Genomic DNA, 18,904 nt, shown 5'->3' with positions numbered 1-18,904 from the left:
ATTAAAATATGATTAAAGAAGTATTTTTTTTGAGAGTTGTTGCTTGTCTAAGTGTGGTTTTGTTACATAGTATTACATCATATTTAGATTTAATAGATTTTAATCAAAAAGGATTCTTAAATAATTTAAGAATCCTTTTATGTTTTGGAACACCGATGTTTATTTTTATCTCAGAGTTAGTAATATCCAAGGTATATAAAGATGGGGTTCCAAAGCACTTTTTAACAAAAAGGATAAGGTATATTTTAATCCCGTATACAGTTATGGGATTATTTTATGCTTTACAGTATACATATCAGGAGGAAGATTTTCTACATGCTTTTGTATTACAGTCGGCAAAAAATATATTTTTAGGTGATTTTCATGGCTATTTTATTTTGATTATAATGCAATTTTATATTCTGCATGCGGTATTATTTGAATTTTTTAGGCGTGCAAATGTAAAAAAAGTACTATTAATTGCATTTATTATAAATGTAATCTATTTAGCTATCTTTAATTTCATTCCAGTTCCTGATAATGCTATAGGAGAATATATTTGGTTGCGTTTTTCATGGGTGCCTTTTGTTGGATGGCTATTTTATTTTTGTTTAGCATATTATTGTGGGATATATTATACGGAATTCAAAGAAAAGGTAATTCGATATAAAAAAGTTATATACTTGATTACATGTTTATCTGCTTTTTTAGTGGTACTTTTGAATAACAGTGGTATTTTAACTCTGGTTAGTTCCAAAAGAGTAGATATTTTAATTTTTACTACCATGTCAATTTTAGCGTTATATTCTATATTTAGTCGTATGGATAGTGTACCAAATTTAGTGAATTTAATAAGTAAGTATTCATTTAGTATTTATTTATTACACGTTTTCTATATAAAAGTATTTGAGAAGATTTATTCTTATTTTACTAACGAAAACTCGCCTTTAATTATTGTAGTTCTATTTATAGGTAGTATTGTGGCCTCTGCTATTTCAGCACATATTTTGAATTGTTTTTGGTGGGGGAAATTTATAGTTGGGAAATTAGGTAGGGATTATCAAATCAAACGATAGCTTTAAATATATATGCTAAAAAGAAATTCAAAGCGAGCTTTATAGATGGAGGAGAGAATAGTTTGTACCATAATATTAAGCAAATGATCTTTTTTATGTTTGGACCATTTATAGCTAGATTATTTTCATTTGTCTCATTACCGATAATTTCTTACTATATTACACTCGAAGAATTTGGTACGTTTACTTTATTTACAATTTTAGTGATGTACTTGACACCTATGATTACTTTGGGAACAGAACAATATTATTTAAGAACATACAATCAAGAAGAAGGGGCATTAGTTAGAAATAGATTACTCGGATTATATAGTGTGATCTCTATTATCATCAGTCTAGCAGGGGTAAGTTATTATATTCTTTATAGTGAGGAAGGTCTTGGAAATTCTTTATACTTCTTCGCGTGCGCGGTGATAGTGGCTGCTTTTACTGCCCTTCAAGATATATATACTAGAACTATACGTTTTCATGGCTTGGGTCAGATATATTCATTAGCGATATTTCTTAGTCAATTTTGTACATTTGTAATTACAATTATTTTAACAATGGTGTTTAAAAGTATAATGGCCCTCATTATTTCAACTGTTCTTTCAGCTGTTTTCAGTATGATAATTAACATTATATTATTTAATAAAAATGTTAAAAAACTAGAAAAACAGTCTATTAAAAGTAAAAATGTGATCAAAAAGTCTTTAAAATATAGCTTACCATTACTGCCTTCTATATTTTTATGGTTATTGCAGTCTACGATAGATAGGCTAATAATTTCAACTTACCTAAGTAGTGAGGTACTAGGTGTATTTTCTGTAGGGTTAAAATTTGCTTCAATTACAATTTTATTTGTTAATTCATTTTTAGTCTTTTGGGAACCCAAGTTGTACAATTACTATGATAAATATAAGGGAGATATAGAATTTGAAAATATCGTAAGAAAGTATAAGAATTTTTATGGTATTTTTATGCAATTAGTGATTTCAGGTTTATTTTTAGTGTTACCGTTATTAGTGGCCACATTGTCTACATCTTACAGAGAAGCACTTTACATTATTCCATTAATGATTTTACCAATATATATACATGGTTTTAATTATTTTTCTGGATTTGGACCACAGCTTACAAGGAAAACCACATATTCGCTATACCCATTGGTTGTTTCAATTACTATAAATTTAATGTTGAATCTATTATTTGTTAATAAACTTGGATTAATAGGAGTAATATTGTTTAGTAATACAGGAATATTAATTTTATTAATTTGTAATACACTAATTTCAAATAAATTGATGACAAGGAATATCAATATTAGCTATGATTTATTCAAAATTTTAGCGAATAATGTGATAGCTGTATATTTTTTCATAACGCATAATTTTCTTGTTTCTGCTTGTAGTATAATTTTATTAATAGTTGTAGATTTGTTTTTTAATAGGAAGGATTTGAAGGAGTATTTCGAAATGGGAAGTACGGTAATAAAAAATAAACTAAAAAAAAATAAAACTAATAAGATATAAGCTTAGAGGTGAAGAATAGGTGAAAATAAACTTTATACTTCCCTTTACATATGCAACAGGGGGAATTAGGGTTGCGTTTGAATATGCAAACCGTTTGCAGGAAAAGGGGCACGACGTAGTTTGCTATGCTCCGATGTTAGCATATAAATTTGATAATTATGGAGTCAAGGGAAATTTAAGAAGAATAAAATCCAGTATTGGCAACTCTATTAAAAGACGTAATAAAGTAAATTGGTTTGATTTAAATGTTCAAATTAAATTGGTTCCCTATATAGGAGACACTTTTGTACGTAAGGCCGATGCTGTAATTGCGACAGCGTGGCCTACGGCGTATTCTGTATATGAATTAGATAAGGATAAGGGTGAAAAATTTTATTTTGTGCAAGCATATGAGGATTGGAGTGGTCCTAAGGAATTGGTAGACACCAGTTACCGACTTGATCTCCAGCATATAACTATTTCAAATGAACTTCGGAATTTATTAATGAATAATTTTGATAGCCCGAGAGTGCATGTTGTTCATAATGGTAATGATTTTGGTACAGAAAATATTAGAAAAGGTTTTAAAAAGGGCACAAAAATCCTAATGATGTATCATGAGTTAGAATTAAAGGGCTATATAGATGGTTTAAAGGCTTTTGAAATAGTGAAAAAGAAATATCCACATGTAGAGCTAACTTTATTTGGAACAAGTGATAATGCTAAAATACCTGATTATGCTAAATTTTATAAGAAACCGAATAGGAAAACCTTATCGGATTTATATTCTAATAATGATATATATATATTCCCAAGTAGATATGAAGGATGGGGATTAACGGCTGTAGAAGCTATGTCTTGTCAGTGTGCAGTTGTTGGGACTAACGTGGGATGTATGAAAGATATAGGTGAGCATCAAGAAACAGCTCTTTTATCAGAACCTTATCAAATAGAGGAGATGGCAAAAAACATCGAATTATTGATACATGATGAGAAATTATTAAAGAAAATTTCCATTGGGGGCTATCAGGCTGTAAAAGGAATGACATGGGAGAACGCAACAGCTAAATTTGAGAAAGCAATTTATTCGAAATAATAAAACTTGTTTAATTTAAATATAGCTGTTTTATATTTGGAATTATAATTTTTTGACGGAGGTAAGATTAATAATGAAAGGTATTATTTTAGCTGGCGGTAGTGGAACACGCTTATATCCACTAACACAAGCAGTATCGAAACAATTATTACCTGTATATGATAAGCCAATGATTTATTATCCATTATCGGTACTAATGCTTGCTGGTATTCGAGAAATTCTGATTATTTCTACACCACAAGACACGCCTCGTTTTGAGGAGTTACTGGGAGATGGTTCACAGTTTGGAATAAAGCTTGAATATGCGGTACAACCTTCCCCAGATGGATTAGCTCAGGCATTTATTATTGGAGAAGAGTTTATTGGCGATGACTCTGTAGCTCTTGTTCTTGGTGATAATTTATTCTATGGACATGGTTTAACAAAATTATTACAAAATGCTGTAGAACGTCAAGAAGGAGCAACTGTTTTTGGATATTATGTAAATGACCCAGAACGTTTTGGGGTAGTAGAATTTGATGAAGATGGAAGAGCTATTTCTATTGAAGAGAAACCTCAAGAGCCAAAATCGCATTATGCTGTAACGGGTTTATATTTTTATGATAATCAGGTTGTGGAAATCGCAAAGAATATTAAGCCATCACCTCGTGGTGAATTGGAAATTACTGATATAAATAAAGTTTATTTACAATTAAAAGAGTTGCACGTTGAAATTCTTGGTCGAGGTTTTTCTTGGTTAGACTCTGGCACGCACGAGTCATTATTAGAAGCATCTCAATTTATTGAAACAATTGAAAAACGTCAAAGTTTAAAAGTAGCTTGTTTAGAGGAAATAGCATTTAGAAAAGGATATATTACCCGTGAGCAACTATTTGAATTAGCAGAGCCGATGAAAAAAAATCAATATGGTCAATACTTGATTCGATTGGCAGAACAAAGTAAACAAAAACAACCAATTTATCAATAAAGGAGTACTTATAATGAAGATTGTTGAAACTAAAATTCCTGATGTAGTTATTTTAGAGCCTAGGGTATTTGGCGACCATCGCGGGTATTTTATGGAAAGTTATAATAAAGAAGTCTTTGATAAGCTTGGTTTAGATTACGAATTTATTCAGGATAATCAATCTTTATCTGTACCAGCCGGAACATTACGTGGATTACATTTTCAGTTAAATCCTAAAGCACAGACAAAGATAGTACGCTGTATCACAGGTGCTATTTATGATGTAGCTGTTGACATTCGAAAAGGTTCACCTACATATGGACAATGGGTTGGTGTTATTTTAAGTGAACATAATAAACGCCAATTAGTCGTACCGAAAGGATTTGCACATGGATTTTGTACATTAGTGCCAAATTCAACAGTGGCTTACAAAGTAGATGAATACTATTCTCCTAATCATGATGCTGGTATTCTATGGAATGATCCAGCCTTAGGAATTGATTGGCCGGTGAGTGAACCAATCCTTTCAGAAAAGGATACTAAACATCCATTATTAGAAGAAGCAAATATTAATTTTGTGTACGAGAAATAAGGAGGAATAATATGAAAGTATTAGTAACAGGTGGCGCAGGGTTTATTGGAAGTAACTTTGTTCGATATATGGTGAAGAAGTATCCGGAATATAATATTGTAAACTTAGATTCGTTAACATATGCAGGTAATTTAGAAAATCTAAAAGATATTGAGGAATTATCTAATTATAAATTTGTCAAAGGCGATATAGCAGATCGTCAGTTTATTAACCAATTATTTAAAGAAGAAAAATTTGATTATGTGTTAAATTTTGCAGCAGAATCACATGTTGATAGAAGTATTACAAATCCTGATATCTTTATTCAAACGAATATTCAAGGTACACAAGTATTACTAGATGCTGCTAAAAATGCGGAAGTAAAAAAATACTTGCAAGTTTCAACAGATGAGGTATATGGAACTTTAGGCGAAACTGGTTACTTTACGGAAGAAACACCTTTGGCATCAAATAGCCCGTATAGTTCAAGTAAAGCGGGTGCAGATTTATTAGTTCGTGCTTATCATGAAACGTTTGGTTTACCAGTAAATATTACACGTTGTTCAAATAATTACGGACCATTCCATTTCCCAGAGAAGTTAATTCCTTTAATGATTATTAATGCACTAAATGATAAACAATTACCTGTATATGGTGATGGTTTAAATGTACGTGATTGGTTACATGTTGAGGATCATTGTCAGGCAATTGATTTAGTACTTCATAAAGGTAAAAATGGTGATGTGTACAATGTTGGTGGAAATAACGAACGTACAAATATTGAAATCGTAAAAACAATCTTAAAAGCATTGGATAAACCAGAATCTCTAATTAAGTATGTTACAGATCGTCCAGGTCATGATCGCCGTTACGCAATTGATGCGACAAAACTTCGTGAAGAATTAGGTTGGTCACCAAAGTACAATTTTGACACAGGTATTGGGCAAACTATTAAGTGGTATTTAGAAAATCAAGATTGGTGGAAAAATATTATTTCTGGAGAATACCAAGAATACTTCAAGAATCAATATGCTAATAGATTAGAGGTATAAAACATGAAGGTATTAGTAACAGGAGCTAAAGGTCAGTTAGGACAAGATGTAGTAAGTTTATTAAAAGAACAGACATGGGAAGTCTTTGGGTTCGGCAGAGAAGAGTTAAATATTACAGATGAAAAACAAGTAAGCGAGAAAGTATTACTAATTCAGCCCGATATTATTATTCATACGGCAGCATATACAAAAGTAGATCAAGCGGAAAGCGATGAAGAAGCTGCTTTTAAAGTCAATGCTGAAGGAACAAAATACTTAGCTCAAGCTGCTGAAGCAGTAGGGGCAAAGTTTTGTTATGTAAGTACTGATTACGTTTTTGATGGAACAAAAGATACTCCATATAAAGCGGATGATCAAACGAATCCTCAGACTGTATACGGTAAATCAAAATTAGTTGGAGAACAGTATACACAAGAGTATTGTTCAAAAAGTTATATTGTTAGAACGTCTTGGGTATTTGGCTTATATGGTAATAATTTTGTGAAGACGATGCTACGTTTGGCAGAGGAGAATAAAGAATTAGGGATTGTTCATGATCAAGTGGGTTCACCAACTTATACCACTGATTTAGCAAGATTTATTATTAGTCTTGTACAAACTGATAAATATGGAGTATATCATGGTTCTAATTCAGGGGTGTGCTCTTGGTATGAGTTTGCAAAAGAGATATTCAAGCAATCTAATATTGAAATAGTGGTCAATCCACTAAAGACCGAAGATTTTCCAAGGCCTGCCGCACGTCCTAAGTACTCAGTACTGGATAAAGGGATGATTGAAGAAAATGGATTTGAATCGCTTCAAAATTGGAAGGAAGCTTTAAAAGATTTTCTCAAGAAGCTATAAGATAGTGGAAGAATCAGTAGTTTACAAATGATTTGTAAATCTGTATAGTTTTATGTGGAATAATAGTAAGAATAAGGTTGTTGAATTTGTTATTTGAAAGAAGGAAAAACGATGAAGAAAAAGATTCTATTTTGGATTCTAGGTATCATTGGTGTTCTTGTTATTGCTGGTGGTGTATATGCATATACTGTTTATTCTAATGTATCTAATACGTTAAAGACAGTGCATAAGCCTTTGGATCGTGATAAGTCTGATAAACGAGATAAGAAAGTAGAAATTGCGGATAATAAACCTGTATCTATTTTACTGATGGGTGTAGATCAAGAAGGTAATGGAACAGGTAGATCCGATTCACTTATGTTATTTACCTTAAACCAAAAAACAAAATCTATGAAAATTACAAGTATCCCACGAGACTCTTATACGGAGATTGTAGGGAAAGGGAAAAAAGATAAAATCAACCATGCCTATGCTTTTGGTGGCATTGATATGGCTGTAAAAACAGTAGAGAATTTTCTTAATGTACCAGTCGATCATTACATTGAGGTAAACATGGCTGGATTCAAAGATATTGTAGACGCTGTTGGTGGTGTTGATGTAAATAATGATTTGGAGTTTACGTCAAGGGAGCAACATTTTGCTAAAGGTAACATCCATTTAAATGGTGAAACAGCATTAAAGTATACTCGTATGCGTTATGAAGATCCACGTGGTGACTTCGGTCGTCAAATGCGCCAACGTCAAGTTATTCAAGCTGTAATTAAGAAGGGTGCAAGTGTATCTTCTCTAGCAAGCTATGGTGATGTATTAAAAGCGATTGAGAAAAACGTTAAAACAAGTTTAACGCAAGATCAAATGTTTGATATTCAAAAGAACTATAAAGATTGCATGCAGAATAGTGAAGAAATTCAAATCCCAGGTGATGGTCACAAAGCCGCTGATGGTATTTGGTATTACTATGTTCCAGATGCAGCGAAACAAGATTTAACGAATAAGTTAAGAGCGCATCTTGAATTGACTAAGTAATATGTAACAACCCAACTCCTTTGGAAGGAGTTGGGTTTATTTTTGCATGGATTTATATTAATATTATATGTTGTGAGATTAATAGATGAGGTGAATTGATGAATAAGAAAGCAGTACTTGTTCTTGTTGTTTTTGTATTGTTTGTTGCTTCGATTGTGAGTGGTAAATTGTACTGGAATAAGAAGATTGCAAATGCAACAGGACAGACAAGTGAAGTAACGAAAACAAAGGCTGAAGTGAAAGATAGCGGAGCAAAGAAAGAAGAGAAAAAAGAAGAGAAAAAACAAGATGCGAAGTCATCTTTTAATGAGGCATACGCGAAGAACTTGCCAGATGCAGTGAAAGAGAAGTTAAAGAAAGCTGCTGAGGATAAAAAGGCAGTAAATCTTGTTATTGTTGGTGATGAAGCCTCTTCATCTGAAAAAAGTGCTTGGGCAGCTAAGTTAACAGCTAATTTAGAAACTGCTTACGGTAAAGGTTTATGGAATGTGACTGTAAAGGAATATAAGGGTGAAAGCACAGAAGAGTTAATCGTGAATAAGCGTGATAAAGAGATTGCGAAAGAGAATCCAGATGTAATTTTATTTGAGCCACCATTTATTACTGATAACGGTAAAACTGGTAATGGAAACTCTGTCGCAAATACACAGAAGTTCGTTCAAGCACTCTCTAATAGTGCAAAGGGTGCTACAATTATGATTCAACCATCAAATCCAGTTTATGGTGCGAAGAATTATCCGAAATCGATTGAAGCATTAAAACAATTTGCGACGCAAAATAATTATACATATATTGATCATTGGGGAGCATGGCCGGATGCTTCAACGAAAGCAATTTTACCATACCTACAAGAAGAATTCGGTTTCCCAAGTGCAAAAGGACATGACGTTTGGGCGAAGTATGTAACTGATTATTTTGTAGCTAAGTAATGAAGGAGAGATAAAAGGTGTACGAGTTATCGTATACCTTTTCCTTTTATAATTAAGATATCTGAAATAGTAGGAGGCAAACAATGAACTCAATCCTAATCTGTGGCGGAGCTGGCTACATCGGTTCTCACGCTGTGAAAAAATTAGTAGACGAAGGTTTATCTGTAGTAGTAGTAGATAACTTACAAACTGGTCATGAAGATGCAATTATGGAAGGCGCGAAGTTTTATAATGGCGACCTTCGTGATAAATCCTTTTTAAGGGATGTTTTTAAACAAGAAAATATTGAGGCGGTTATGCACTTTGCAGCCGATTCTTTAGTTGGAGTTAGTATGGAGCAGCCCCTTCAATATTATAATAACAATGTGTATGGTGCACTTTGTTTATTAGAGGTAATGGATGAGTTTAAGGTAGATAAGTTTATTTTCTCTTCTACTGCGGCAACGTATGGTGAGGTAGATGTTGATCTTATTACTGAAGAAACGATGACGAATCCAACGAATACGTATGGAGAGACGAAGTTAGCAATCGAGAAGATGCTTCATTGGTATAGCCAAGCTTCTAATTTACGTTATAAGATTTTCAGATACTTTAACGTGGCTGGTGCAACTCCAAATGGTATTATTGGGGAAGATCACCGTCCAGAAACACATTTAATTCCTCTTGTGCTGCAAGTGGCTTTAGGTCAACGTGAGAAGATTATGATGTTTGGTGATGATTATAATACGCCAGACGGTACTTGTATCCGTGATTATATTCATGTTGAAGATTTAGTAGCGGCTCATTTCTTAGGGCTTAAAGACTTGCAGAACGGCGGAGAGAGTGATTTCTATAACTTAGGAAATGGTAATGGTTTCAGTGTAAAAGAAATCGTTGATGCAGTTCGCGAAGTTACAAATCATGAAATTCCGGCTGAGGTAGCACCGCGCCGTGCGGGCGATCCAGCACGTTTAGTTGCTTCTTCTAAGAAAGCGAAAGAGAAGCTAGGATGGGATCCTAAGTATGTAAATGTTAAGACAATCATTGAACATGCTTGGAATTGGCATCAAAAGCAACCGAATGGATATGCTAAATAAATATAATAAGTGAAAGAGAGAGTATCGTCGACAAAATATGTTCGACAATACCCTCTCTTTTTTTGTACGATTTTTGCTATACTAAACTGTACTATAATACATGATGGAAGGAGGAGAATGATGAAAATACTTGTGGTTGATGATGAATCGAGTATTCGTAATTTGATTCGGATGCAGTTGGAGATGGAAGGTTATGAAGTGTTGGCAGCGGCTGATGGGAGAGAAGCTTTAGAGCGATGGAATGAAGGGCCGGATGTATTGATTTTGGATGTTATGCTTCCGGATACGGATGGGTATGAGTTGCTTCGTTTGTTCCGTGAGAGGGATAGGGATATTCCGGTACTTATGTTAACGGCAAAGAGTCAGATGAATGATAAGTTGCTTGGATTGCAGCTTGGTGCTGATGATTATGTGACGAAGCCGTTTAATTATGCGGAGCTTATTCTTCGGGTTAAGAATATGGCGCGGCGTGTAAAGAAGACGGAGACTGCTGTAAGTCATGAAGTAATTGAGGCTGGAGAGATCGTGATTTGTCCTAAGGAAAGAAAGGTACATGTGAGTGGACAAGAGATTCAGTTAACGTACCGAGAGTTTAATTTATGTCAGTTATTTGTTTCAAATCCGCAGCGTGTGTTTATGAGGGATGAGTTGCTTGAGAAAGTATGGGGATTTGAGTATATCGGAAATACGAGAGCAGTTGATATTATGGTGCAGAGACTTCGCAAGAAGCTTGGGACGAGTGGAGAATATATTAAGACAATTTATGGCGTTGGCTATAAACTGGATTGTTAAGTGGTGATGGTATGTCTTTAAAGCGAAATATGGTGTTCGGAATAGTTGGGCTGTTAATTCCGATTTTTGTTCTTTTATATGCAGTTGTTTATATTACGTTAGAAAAGAATATGTATCATAATGCAGCAGATTCTTTAGAAAAGTTAAGTGTAGAAGCACAAATTTATACGATGAATTATTTAGAGAAGGAAGCAGAAGTAGATACGCTTGGTCCGAATTCACTTTTAATTGCGTCGTATTTAGCGAAGCGTATGGATGTCCGTGTGCAGATGATTGGGAAGAATGGCGATGTTGTTGCAGATACACAAAAAGGAGCATTGCTTCACCGTAACATCGACATTGAGAGTTCTTTGAAGGGAAAGAAGTCTTATGTTTTTGAGGAGGCGGATCCAGCTCCTATTCTTTTGTTTTCAAGCCCGGTTTATTATGGAAACGATGTCATTGGAAGTATTCGTTTTATAAATGAGTTAACGGGTGAGAAGGAAGTTTTAACAAATGTGAGCTGGACGTTCTTAATGACGTCTCTTTGTTTAGTAGCTACCGGTATTTTCTTTGCAATTCGTTTGGCGAAGTCTCTTCATAAACCAATTGATCAGTTGAGACAAATGGCACAGCGGCTCGCGAATGGTGATTATAAGAGTAAGATTGAGTTAAATGAGTACGTGGAAATCGCTCAGCTTTCAGCATCTTTTAACGCGATGGCTGATGGAATTGAGCTGCATATTAAGCAGTTGCAGGAGGAGAAAGAGAAGCAGAAAGATTTCCTAGACCGCATTACGCATGAGTTAAAAACACCGCTAACGGCAATTATCGGTTATGTTGATTTAATTCCGAAGTTACAATCGAAAGAAGATGTACAGGAAAGTCTCCGTTATGTGGCTGTGGAAAGTGAGCGTTTATTATCACTTGTAGAGGAGCTGCTTAAGTCCTCGAAATATGGAACGAGTACGTTTGAAGTGTCACCTACAGTTGTGAACATAAAGGAATTGGCAGAGGAAGCAGTTTCAATTGTGAAACCTCGCCTAAATCAGTTTGAAATTGAAGTGATAAATGAGTTAACAGATGTACATGTTGTTGCGGATTTTGATAAGACGAAGCAAATTTTCTTAAATGTGCTTGATAATGCAATTAAGTATAGTGATGCTTCTCACATTCGTATGAATGTAATTGTAAATGAGCATGAGGCGAAGGTTTTTGTTCATGATGATGGGATCGGTATAGATGAAGTGGTGCTTGCAGAGTGGAATGAATCTCCGAAAGGAAAGGCACTTCCTTCTAGTTACGGGAATGGTTATGGTTTGTATATTTGTCAGGAGATTATGAATAAGCAGGGCGGAAGCATGCGGATTGAGAGTAGTGAAGAAATAGGTACTACAATATTCATTACATTTTTGCTTCCGAGAAGGATGGAAGACATAAAAAACTTGAAAGCGGTTAAATGATACATTTATGAAACAATTATGCGGTATTTTCGAAACAACGTTTTTTTATCTTGGAGGTAGGCAGAAATGAAAAGGCTATCATTTCAAATTCTTATGTTTGTCATTTGTATGATTGTTTCTCTTGTTTTGTTTTATGTTATGGAGAAGCAAATCTATAATCGAATTAACATTGTAAATGATAAACAAGCCGTTTTACAAAGGGTGAATGAATCTCTTCCCATTGAAGTGAAAGTAAGACATGAAAAGTGGGGAGAAATCGTTGTAACGGATGAAGTTCGTTTGCATACGATTGTTTCATTCTTTGACCGAATTCGAATAGAGCCTGAGGGCGTTAAGAGCCAAGAACAAGTATTTACTGGAGAAGTAACGTACTTGAATGGACATAAGCGTACTTTTGCAGTAGGTGACTTGTTCCAGTATGGGGAAAATGTATACGGAAAGAATGGCATGGATCCGATGATTTCAGCACTTCAAACGTATTTATTAAGCCTGTATTACACGCCAGAGCGTATTAGTGATTTCTTTGCTTCAGCAAAGGATGTCGTAGTACGTCAAGGTGATGTGGTACGTACTATCAATCTTACGCACATACTTGATTCTATTCGATACGCAAAGCAAATTACAGATTACGGAGAAATTCAGAAGTTATTACAATCGCAGAATGAACCGATTGCTTATATTACAGCTTATAAAACAGGTAAGCGTGTAAAGAATGATCGTGAAGATATTCTTACGATTTCTGTGTATCCATCGTACTTTGTTGTGCAATATCTCGGTGATAATAACGGAAATGTCATGTATATGAAAAGCTCTCTAGCAGAGTTATTCGTAAAGGAGAATGCGTCATGAGAAAGATAGCCTTTTTCTTCTTTTTGCTAGTAATTGGAGGAGCGATGTCTAGTTGCTCTCGAGATACAACCTCTATTAAATATAGTAAAAATGGTCTCCCTATTTTGGATGATCGTCATATTGTTGCGTATGTGGCGGCTCGTGAGGAAGTTGGTGAAGCGTTACTTTCATCATTTTGTAAGCCGCGCGGATGTACGTATGAATTTATTCGTCTTTCAACAGAAGAACTTCTTCGTAGAGTGGAAGAAGAAGCTGGAAATCCGAAGGCGGATATTATTATTGGCGGTACAGTAGATGCGCATCAAATGATGAAGCAAAAAAACCTTTCTATTCCTGTGATAAGCCAACATGCAAATCGTATTTCAAAAACTGTTAAAGATAAAGATGGTTATTGGTACGGTTATGAAGTGGAGAAGCTGGCAATTGCGATTAATAAAGAGCGGTGGAACGAGGAAATAGCGCCGCTCGGTCTCTCGTATCCGTTAAGATGGAAAGATTTATTGAATCCAGTATATAAAGGAAAGATTGTCATGCCCGATCCAAATGTTTCAGGTACAGCATATACGTTTTTTCAATCACTGATTGATACGTTAGGTGAAGAGGAAGCGAAGGAATATGTGAAGAATCTGGCGGAACAAGTTGGAGAAGTAACAGTGAATGGTTACATCCCAGCAGAACTTGTTGCGAGCGGTGAATATATGATAGGCATCAACTTTATGGGAGATCAGAGAATGCTTCAAAAACAAGGCTTTCCGATTTTAAGTAACGAACCTGAGCAAACAGGGTTATCTGTTAATGCGATTTCGAAACTAAAACGTGCACCGAGTGGTATTATTGCGGATTTATTTATTGATTATTGTTTATCAGAAGAAGCGGGGCATATTTTAGAAAAAGTGTCGTTTGGCGTACCAACGATGTTTGCGAAGAATGAGAAAGAAATAGAAGGACAGCCGGTTAGAAGAACAAACCAAAATATATCAAATAGCGGAATAATCGAGATATGGAATAGACAGCGTCTCTCTCTGAAGTGAGAAAAGGAGACGAAAATATATGTTTAAATGGCTCAAGCCAGCACCTGCAATTGAAAGATTGCCAGCGGATATGATCGACCGTGTATATCGATTACTACGTATTCGTGTGTTAATCGGCATTTCAGTTGGATATGCTGCTTATTATTTAGTTCGTAGTAACTTTACGTTATCAAGTACGTATTTAGTACAAGAATATGGTTTTAGTACAGCTGAAATTGGTCTACTAGGTTCAGTAATGGCAATTGTTTATGGATTTAGTAAGTTCTTTATGGGGAATTTATCAGATAAAGCTTTCGCCCAGCGCTTTATCGCAGTCGGTTTATTCTTATCAGGGCTTGTAAATATTTGTTTCGGTTTTGCCTCATCATTTGGGATGATTGTTACATTACTTGTTGTTAACGGTATTGTGCAAGGTATGGGAGCACCACCTTGTAGTATTGTTATGACGAAATGGTTCTCGAAGAAAGAACGTGGTACGAAAACAGGTCTTTGGAATATTTCACATAACGTTGGTGGAATGCTTGTGCCACCACTTGTCGGAATTGGTGTAGGTATTTTCGGTGAAAATCATTGGCAAGGCGGCGTATTTATTTTCCCAGCGATTATCGCAATGGTAATTGCAGTTCTTGTTTGGATCAATGCGAAGGATACACCAGAATCTGAAGGTCTTCCTCCAATTGATGAGTATCGTAATGACTATGAAAATCTTGAAAAAGCAGATAATGCTAACAAGATGTCACCAAAAGAAATTTTAATGAAGTATGTAGTGAAAAATAAATTTGTATGGTTCTTATGTATTGCGAATGCTTTTGTTTATTTAATTCGTTTCGGTGTTATTAACTGGGTTCCACTTTATTTAACGACAGTTAAAGGATTTTCAAAAGCAGAAGCGCATGCGGCATACGCAATCTTTGAAGGTATGGCAATTCCAAGTTCATTAATCGTTGGTTTTTTAAGTGATAAATTATTTAAAGGAAAACGTATGCCATTATGTATTATTAGTATGGTTGGAGTTGTTATTGGTACGTTTATATATTGGCAAGCAACTAGCGTACTTGTTGTAAGTATTGCAGTTTCTATTATCGGTTGTTTAATTTATGTACCACAGTTCTTAATCGGTTTAAGTGCGATGGAATTAGTACCGAAATTTGCAGTAGGTACGACAGTTGGTATGTGTGGTCTATTTGGTTATGTAGGCGGAAGTCTTGTAGCTAACGCAGCAATTGGTGTTATTGTTGATAGTTCTGGCTGGGATGGTTGTTTCATCTTACTATTAACAGGAGCGGTTTTATCAACAATCTTCTTATTTATTGTTCAACGTGGACATGAGAGAAAAGACCCTAAAGTAGCATAATATTTTGTTTGAAAAAGCTATCCAATTATCATTTTGGATGGCTTTTTCTATATAATATAATCTTTCCTTAAATCTATCTTAAAAGATATAATGTCATATTTCTAATCATTGGAATTTTTGTTACAATATAAATGGATGTGTAAAACTTTGTAAAAAGATTGTAATAATATACAGTTTATTTTCAGAAAGTTTTATACAATTATGTTATTTATTAAACTATTAATTTATAAAGGGAGAGAGAATATGTTACCAAATACGGTTCGTACTCCAAACAAGAAGAAGAAATGGATTATTATTGGGGTTATTGCACTAATTGTTATTGTAGCGGCAATTAATATTTTTGTTATGCAAGGTAAGAAGAAGGGCGCATCAACAAATGCTGATGCTGTAAGTTTTGAGAAAGTGACAGAGCGTAAGCTGAATAATACGAAGTTAATTTCTGGTCAGGTGAAGCCTGGTAATATTGAAAGCTTCTATGCAGATCCGGCCAAAGGGAAAGTGAAAGATATTGAGGTAAAAGAAGGGCAAGAGGTAGAGAAAGGCACGAAGTTATTCTCTTATGATAATGAAGAGATTAACCTTCAAATGAAGCAAGCTGAGCTTGATCAGAAGATGGCGGATATGCGTTATGATCAAGGGAAAAAGAAGATTGATTCGTTGAAGAAAGAAATTAAGAAGGCGAAAGATAGCGGAGCGGGGAAAGAAGTAACAGATCCGATGGACGAGCAAGTAAACGAGTTAGAGATAGGACAAAAAACAATTGACCTTGAGAAAGAAAAAGGAAAGTTGCAGAAAGAAGAGTTAAGTAAGAAGCAGAAAGAACTTACGATTTATAGCAATTTTGCTGGTGTTGTTCAAAAGTTAGATAAAGATGCGGCACAAAGTTCATCTCAAGCGTTAGGTGGTCAAGGAAAAGCGTTTTTACAAGTAGCTTCTAAAGATCCATTCCAAGTTCAAGGTACGTTAACTGAGCTTCAAAAGTCACAAATCCAAAAGGATCAAACATTCACTGTAACTGCAAAAGCAAATAATAAGAAGAAGTGGACAGGTAAGATTACAGAGGTAAGTGAGTTCCCAACAAGTGCAGAGATGGCGCAAGCTGGCGGCATGGGTGAAGCAACTCAAAATATGTCTCAGTATACATATAAAGCTAGCCTTGATAGTCAAGATGGTTTATCTCCAGGTTATCACGTTTCTCTGCAAGTAAACTTAGAGAATAAGACGATGATTGCTGTTCCAAGTAAAAGCATTGTAGAAAAAGGCGATGATGCATTTGTTTATGTTGAGGAAAAAGGAAAGCTTCGTAAACAAAATGTGAAAAAAGGTTCTACTGATGGAGACTGGACAGAGATTACTGAAGGCGTAACAGTGGGGCAAAAGGTGGTTAAAAATCCTTCCGACGATGTGTATGACGGAATGGAAGTGAAAGAGAAATGATTACGTTAAATAATATTGCTAAAACGTATTATCAAGGGAAATTGGCAGTGCCGATTTTGCATGGTATTAGTTTAACAATTCAGAGCGGTGAGTTCGTTTCGATTATGGGACCGTCTGGTTCTGGTAAGTCGACACTTATGAATATTATTGGTTGCTTAGATCGTCCAACAGAAGGCGAATATATGCTGAACGATGTGAATATCTTAACAGCAGACGAGTCAAAGCTTGCTTTAATTCGTAATGAATATATTGGCTTTGTATTCCAGCATTTTAATTTACTACCTCGTCTTTCCGCAGTGGAAAATGTTGAGCTTCCGCTCGTATATGGTGGCGTGAAGAAAGCGGAGCGTCGCAAGCGTGCTTTGGAGGCGTTAGGTAAAGTTGGATTGGCAGATCGCGTGCATCATTTACCAAATGAGTTATCAGGTGGACAGAAGCAGCGTGTAGCGATTGCAAGAGCGATTGCAAATAATCCAACGTTCATTATGGCTGATGAACCGACTGGTGCACTTGATACGAAGTCTGGTGAGCAAGTTATGGATATTTTCACGAAGCTTAATGCAGAAGGTACGACGATTGTTATGGTTACGCATGAAGAGGAAGTAGCAGCGTATTCTTCCCGCCGCATTGTACTGCGAGACGGGAAAGTTACAGAAGATAGAAGGTGTGCGGTATGAGTTTACTAGATAGTATAAAAATTGCCCTATCTTCTATTTTAGCTCATAAATTACGTTCAGCTCTTACGATGCTCGGTATTATTATCGGGGTAGGTTCGATTATTACAGTCGTTGCAATTGGGCAAGGCGGAGAAGCGATGCTGAAGTCGAAATTCGCAGGTTCTGGTGGTAATAACCTTATGCCAATTCAATTTAAACCAGATATTAATGATGAGTTTGCTATAGGTGGATTTGAAATGCCGAAGTTAACGGAAGAGGATATTTTGGAAGTAAAACAAGTGAAAGATGTTTCACATGTTATTACGACAAACCAGACGACAGAGGTGCTTGATGTAAATGATAAAAAAGCAAATTTGAATGTTATTGGTCTTGATAATGAATATTTTGCGGTTAATAAAGTAAAGGTCGTAAAGGGACGTACTTTAAATGAATCAGATATTTCTCATGCAAATAACGTTGTGATGATTAGTACAAAAACAGAAGAGACGTTATTTAAGGGTGTAAATCCAGTAGGACAAATTATTGAGATGAAAGGACAACCGATGCAAATTGTCGGTGTGTATACATCTGATAATGAATTTATGGGATTTGAAATGGAAGAAGCGTTAATCCCTCTTACGTTATGGCCTGTTTTATACGGAACAGATGAAATTCAAAGTATCGCAATTCAAGCTAAAAATGTAGACGATTTAGAAGCAGCAGGGAAACAAGCTGTTGATGTATTAAATAGCCGTAAGCCAAGTGAAATTCCGGGTAAATATGAACTGGTTAATTTAAAAGAATTCCAAGAAAATGTTTCTAAAGTTACTAACATTATGACAATGATCATCGGTGGTATCGCTGGTATTTCATTAGTCGTTGGTGGTATCGGTGTTATGAACATCATGCTTGTATCTGTAACGGAGCGTACGCGCGAAATTGGGATACGTAAAGCGCTTGGAGCAACGCGTAGTAAAATTTTATTACAGTTTTTAATTGAAGCAGTTATGTTGACGCTTCTAGGTGGTTTAATCGGAATTGGCCTTGGGTATGGCGGAGCATATATCGTTTCTACATTCGCAAAATGGCCACCACTCGTTTCATGGGAAGTTGTCGTTGGAGGCGTACTGTTCTCGATGACACTTGGTATTATTTTCGGATTAATTCCAGCGAACAAAGCTGCGAAATTAGATCCAATTGAAGCATTGCGTTATGAGTAATTAATAGTGTAGTAGAACTACACATTACCGTTCTAGTGG

18 protein-coding genes are annotated in these 18,904 nt (G+C 35.2%); all 18 read left to right on the top strand.

Going from position 1 to position 18,904, the window contains the following annotated elements; genetic code table 11:
- Nucleotides 1-8 precede the first annotated feature (8 nt).
- The 18 genes from ACX9TM_RS26595 (at nucleotide 9) to ACX9TM_RS26510 (ending at nucleotide 18,865) form a co-directional block, all read left to right on the top strand.
- A complete protein-coding gene (locus tag ACX9TM_RS26595) occupies nucleotides 9-1,055 on the top strand; it encodes an acyltransferase family protein (RefSeq protein ID WP_065381932.1) in 1,047 nt (348 codons plus the stop codon).
- 62 nt (nucleotides 1,056-1,117) lie between these two features.
- Entirely contained in the window at nucleotides 1,118-2,566 is a 1,449-nt protein-coding gene (locus tag ACX9TM_RS26590; protein WP_072770166.1) for a lipopolysaccharide biosynthesis protein, read from the top strand.
- 19 nt (nucleotides 2,567-2,585) lie between these two features.
- Entirely contained in the window at nucleotides 2,586-3,641 is a 1,056-nt protein-coding gene (locus tag ACX9TM_RS26585) for a glycosyltransferase family 4 protein (RefSeq protein WP_065381934.1), read from the top strand.
- Between the two features lie 73 nt (nucleotides 3,642-3,714).
- The gene (gene rfbA, locus ACX9TM_RS26580; protein ID WP_065381935.1) at nucleotides 3,715-4,608 is read left to right on the top strand and encodes a glucose-1-phosphate thymidylyltransferase RfbA; all 894 of its coding nucleotides are present in this window, start codon (nucleotides 3,715-3,717) and stop codon (nucleotides 4,606-4,608) included.
- 13 nt (nucleotides 4,609-4,621) lie between these two features.
- The gene (rfbC, locus tag ACX9TM_RS26575; RefSeq protein WP_044306717.1) at nucleotides 4,622-5,179 is read left to right on the top strand and encodes a dTDP-4-dehydrorhamnose 3,5-epimerase; all 558 of its coding nucleotides are present in this window, start codon (nucleotides 4,622-4,624) and stop codon (nucleotides 5,177-5,179) included.
- An 11-nt stretch (nucleotides 5,180-5,190) separates the two neighbouring features.
- A complete protein-coding gene (gene rfbB, locus ACX9TM_RS26570; protein ID WP_065381936.1) occupies nucleotides 5,191-6,210 on the top strand; it encodes a dTDP-glucose 4,6-dehydratase in 1,020 nt (339 codons plus the stop codon).
- Between the two features lie 3 nt (nucleotides 6,211-6,213).
- Nucleotides 6,214-7,053 (top strand): dTDP-4-dehydrorhamnose reductase, encoded by an 840-nt coding sequence (gene rfbD, locus ACX9TM_RS26565; protein WP_065381937.1) that lies wholly within the window; start codon nucleotides 6,214-6,216, stop codon nucleotides 7,051-7,053.
- Nucleotides 7,054-7,164: 111 nt separating this feature from the next.
- Nucleotides 7,165-8,079, top strand: coding sequence for a polyisoprenyl-teichoic acid--peptidoglycan teichoic acid transferase TagU (gene tagU, locus ACX9TM_RS26560; protein WP_065381938.1), 915 nt, complete (start codon nucleotides 7,165-7,167; stop codon nucleotides 8,077-8,079).
- 98 nt (nucleotides 8,080-8,177) lie between these two features.
- A complete protein-coding gene (locus ACX9TM_RS26555) occupies nucleotides 8,178-9,008 on the top strand; it encodes an SGNH/GDSL hydrolase family protein (protein ID WP_065381939.1) in 831 nt (276 codons plus the stop codon).
- An 83-nt stretch (nucleotides 9,009-9,091) separates the two neighbouring features.
- Nucleotides 9,092-10,084: a UDP-glucose 4-epimerase GalE gene (gene galE, locus ACX9TM_RS26550; RefSeq protein ID WP_050279543.1), complete on the top strand. Its 993-nt coding sequence runs from the start codon at nucleotides 9,092-9,094 to the stop codon at nucleotides 10,082-10,084.
- 120 nt (nucleotides 10,085-10,204) lie between these two features.
- Nucleotides 10,205-10,876, top strand: coding sequence for a response regulator transcription factor (locus ACX9TM_RS26545; protein ID WP_000699556.1), 672 nt, complete (start codon nucleotides 10,205-10,207; stop codon nucleotides 10,874-10,876).
- 11 nt (nucleotides 10,877-10,887) lie between these two features.
- Nucleotides 10,888-12,318 (top strand): HAMP domain-containing sensor histidine kinase, encoded by a 1,431-nt coding sequence (locus ACX9TM_RS26540; protein ID WP_033696092.1) that lies wholly within the window; start codon nucleotides 10,888-10,890, stop codon nucleotides 12,316-12,318.
- 66 nt (nucleotides 12,319-12,384) lie between these two features.
- Nucleotides 12,385-13,167, top strand: a complete 783-nt coding sequence (locus tag ACX9TM_RS26535; protein WP_006925814.1) for a DUF3919 family protein — start codon at nucleotides 12,385-12,387, stop codon at nucleotides 13,165-13,167.
- On the top strand, nucleotides 13,164-14,198 hold the full coding sequence (locus ACX9TM_RS26530) for an ABC transporter substrate-binding protein (protein WP_001225641.1): 1,035 nt from the start codon (nucleotides 13,164-13,166) through the stop codon (nucleotides 14,196-14,198). The genes ACX9TM_RS26535 and ACX9TM_RS26530 overlap by 4 nt, the downstream gene beginning before the upstream one ends.
- 19 nt (nucleotides 14,199-14,217) lie before the next feature.
- Complete coding sequence (locus tag ACX9TM_RS26525) at nucleotides 14,218-15,552, top strand: MFS transporter (RefSeq protein ID WP_000477602.1); 1,335 nt, start codon at nucleotides 14,218-14,220, stop codon at nucleotides 15,550-15,552.
- Nucleotides 15,553-15,795: 243 nt separating this feature from the next.
- A complete protein-coding gene (locus tag ACX9TM_RS26520; protein WP_000937319.1) occupies nucleotides 15,796-16,989 on the top strand; it encodes an efflux RND transporter periplasmic adaptor subunit in 1,194 nt (397 codons plus the stop codon).
- The gene (locus ACX9TM_RS26515) at nucleotides 16,986-17,666 is read left to right on the top strand and encodes an ABC transporter ATP-binding protein (RefSeq protein ID WP_000631624.1); all 681 of its coding nucleotides are present in this window, start codon (nucleotides 16,986-16,988) and stop codon (nucleotides 17,664-17,666) included. Before ACX9TM_RS26520 ends, ACX9TM_RS26515 begins: the two co-directional genes overlap by 4 nt.
- Complete coding sequence (locus ACX9TM_RS26510; protein WP_000054365.1) at nucleotides 17,663-18,865, top strand: ABC transporter permease; 1,203 nt, start codon at nucleotides 17,663-17,665, stop codon at nucleotides 18,863-18,865. The genes ACX9TM_RS26515 and ACX9TM_RS26510 overlap by 4 nt, the downstream gene beginning before the upstream one ends.
- Nucleotides 18,866-18,904 lie beyond the last annotated feature (39 nt).

This window comes from Bacillus sp. LH1 (assembly GCF_057924895.1).
Note: the sequence above shows the minus strand (reverse complement) of the source record. Positions and strands in the feature narration are given on the sequence as shown.